The following is a 2317-nucleotide window of genomic DNA, read 5'->3' on the forward strand; positions in this document are numbered from 1 at the left end:
GCCCGGCGCCATGAYCAGAAGCCGGTGCTGTAGCGCAGCGCCGCCTGACGTGCATCATCGCCACCCACGCGCTGGTCGATACCCAGGCTCAGGCGGCCATTGCGGCCCCACCACGATTCCAGCGCCAGGCCGAACAAGGCACTGCCACGCGGTGCGTCAACACCGGCCAACGGCGCCCAGGCATCAACGCCGACGAAACTTGCCTGCCAGGCCTGCTCACCGCCGTCCAGCCGTTGCTGCCATTCGGCATGGCCGCGCAGCATCCAGCGCCCCCACTGCCGTTCACCCCGCAGGCCCGCCAGCATCTGGCTGCGCTGTGCACGTGATGCCTCACCGCGAAGGCCGAAACCGAAGCCGCCCTGCTCACTGAAGCCATCGGTATCCAGGCGGGTGCTGCTGGCCCCCAGGTACGGGGTCAACGACGCACCGATGCGCCCGAAACGGTAGCCGCCTTCGACGCTGGCACTGCTGAAACGCCCGCCGTAGCGCGCGGACACACCGTAGGCAGCGGCGCCCAGCAGCAACTGTCGGTCCAGCTCACGGGTGAACTGGCCGGTGCCGAACTGGGCCAGCGCATAGCCACGCCCAAGGTTCCAGCCGGCATACAACTGCGCCTGCGTCTGGCGGTCACGCCCACGATCGCCACTGAAGTTGCTGCCGCCGTTGCTGCGGGTTTCGCCAAAGGCCATGCCCAGCAGGCCGTTGCTGCCCAGTGCCAGGTCCTGGCCGGCCATCCAGCCCTGGCTGTCGGCGGCGTTGCCGGCAAAGCTGCCCTGCCCGGCTTCGCCCAGCGCGCTCTGCCAGGCGCCACGCAGCTTCGGCGCAGCCTGCACGCGGTCGAAGCGCTCGGCAACCGCGCGGCGCGACATGTCCACGCTGTCGAAGGTCGACGCTTCAGCGCGCGCATGCGCTTGTCCGGACAGGCTCTCCAGGCTCGCCGACAGGCCATCGGTTCCGCCAGACGTACGCTGCAGCGCGCCTGCGGCCACGCCGAACGCCGAGCCCTGCAGATCCACATTGCGGTCCAGCGCGGTGAATGCCGACTGCACCCGCAGTGCCGATGCCTGTGCATTGGCACCCAGGCCCGATGCGGCTGCCGAAACGTTGACCTGGGTCAGGTCCATCCACGCGTCGTTGCTGCCATAGCCGTACTGCGCCTGCAGCAGGGTCAGGCCGTTGGCGCCGGTGTTGGCCACCGGCGTGGTGAACGTGCCGTTGATACCGCCGTTGGCATGGACCAGGCCCTGGCGGCTGCCGACCTGCGGCACGTAGCCGGACACGATGCCATCGACCACGACGCCACCGGCCAGGCGTGCGGTGCCGGTCACCTGCAGCGCGTTGACACCCAGTGCGACGATCAGCTGCGCATCCGGCCGCTGGCTGTAATTGCCTTCGATGGTCGCGGTGGTGTTGGCGTTGACCAGCACCACGCTGGCGCCGTTGTCGACGTTGCCGATCACCCGCGGCGTACCGGGCATGAACTGCAGGCCGGCCATCGAGGCCCCGCCGGAACCGGAGACGCTCACGTTGGAACGGATCACGGCGCCACTGCGCAGGGCCAGGGTGCCGCGCTCAATGCGGGTCGCACCGCTGTAACTGTTGTTGCCGCTCAGCTCCAGCCGGCCATCGCCGCGCTTGATCAGGCCGCCAGTGCCGGCGATGTCGTTGCTCCAGATCGAGCCCGAAGAGGCCGCGTCGACATTGACCGTGACATCGCCCCAGTCGAAGCGGCCGGGCCCGTTCACCGCCTTGCCGACGTTGAGCATGCCGTAGCCGTAGATGGGATCGACGCCCGGCGCACCGATGTCGGTGGCGGTGCCGAGCAGGGTCTGCCGCACCAGGTCGTTGTCGAAGTAGGGATAGCGCTGCCAGACCAGCGCCGCAGCACCGGAGATCAGTGGCGCGGCGAAGGACGTACCGTAGTTCCACAGGTACTTGCCGGTACCCGGCTCCGGAAACACCGCGCTGCCGGGAGCGGTCAGGCAATAGCGCGCGGCGTCGCCACAGGCATTGGCCCACGGCGCACGTTCACCGGGCTTGTTCGGATCGATCGCAGTAGCTACCAGCCAGCCTTTTTCCAGATCCGCTGCCGGCAGCGATCCGCCGAAGCCACGCTGGCTGGGCAGCGCGGCCACGCTGCTAGGCTGGTCGCGCCCTTCGTTGCCTGCAGCGAAAACCACCAGGCCACCGTGATTGATGATGAAGGGGCGATATTCGCCCGCGACCTGCGCGGTGGTGCCGAGGTCGGTCCAGTACAGGCCGCCCCAGGAATTGTTCATCACCTTCACGCCGTAGTTGATCAGGTCCTGGTGGACCC

The 2317-nt window shown here is 68.4% G+C and carries 1 protein-coding gene; it reads right to left on the minus strand.

What is annotated here, in order from left to right:
- On the minus strand, positions 1–2317 hold a 2317-nt coding region (locus AB4Y84_RS19650; protein ID WP_442250722.1), incomplete at both ends, for an autotransporter domain-containing protein.

Origin of the sequence: Stenotrophomonas sp. 2YAF22, from assembly GCF_052114665.1 — a bacterium.
In the GTDB taxonomy this organism is placed as follows: domain Bacteria; phylum Pseudomonadota; class Gammaproteobacteria; order Xanthomonadales; family Xanthomonadaceae; genus Stenotrophomonas; species Stenotrophomonas indicatrix.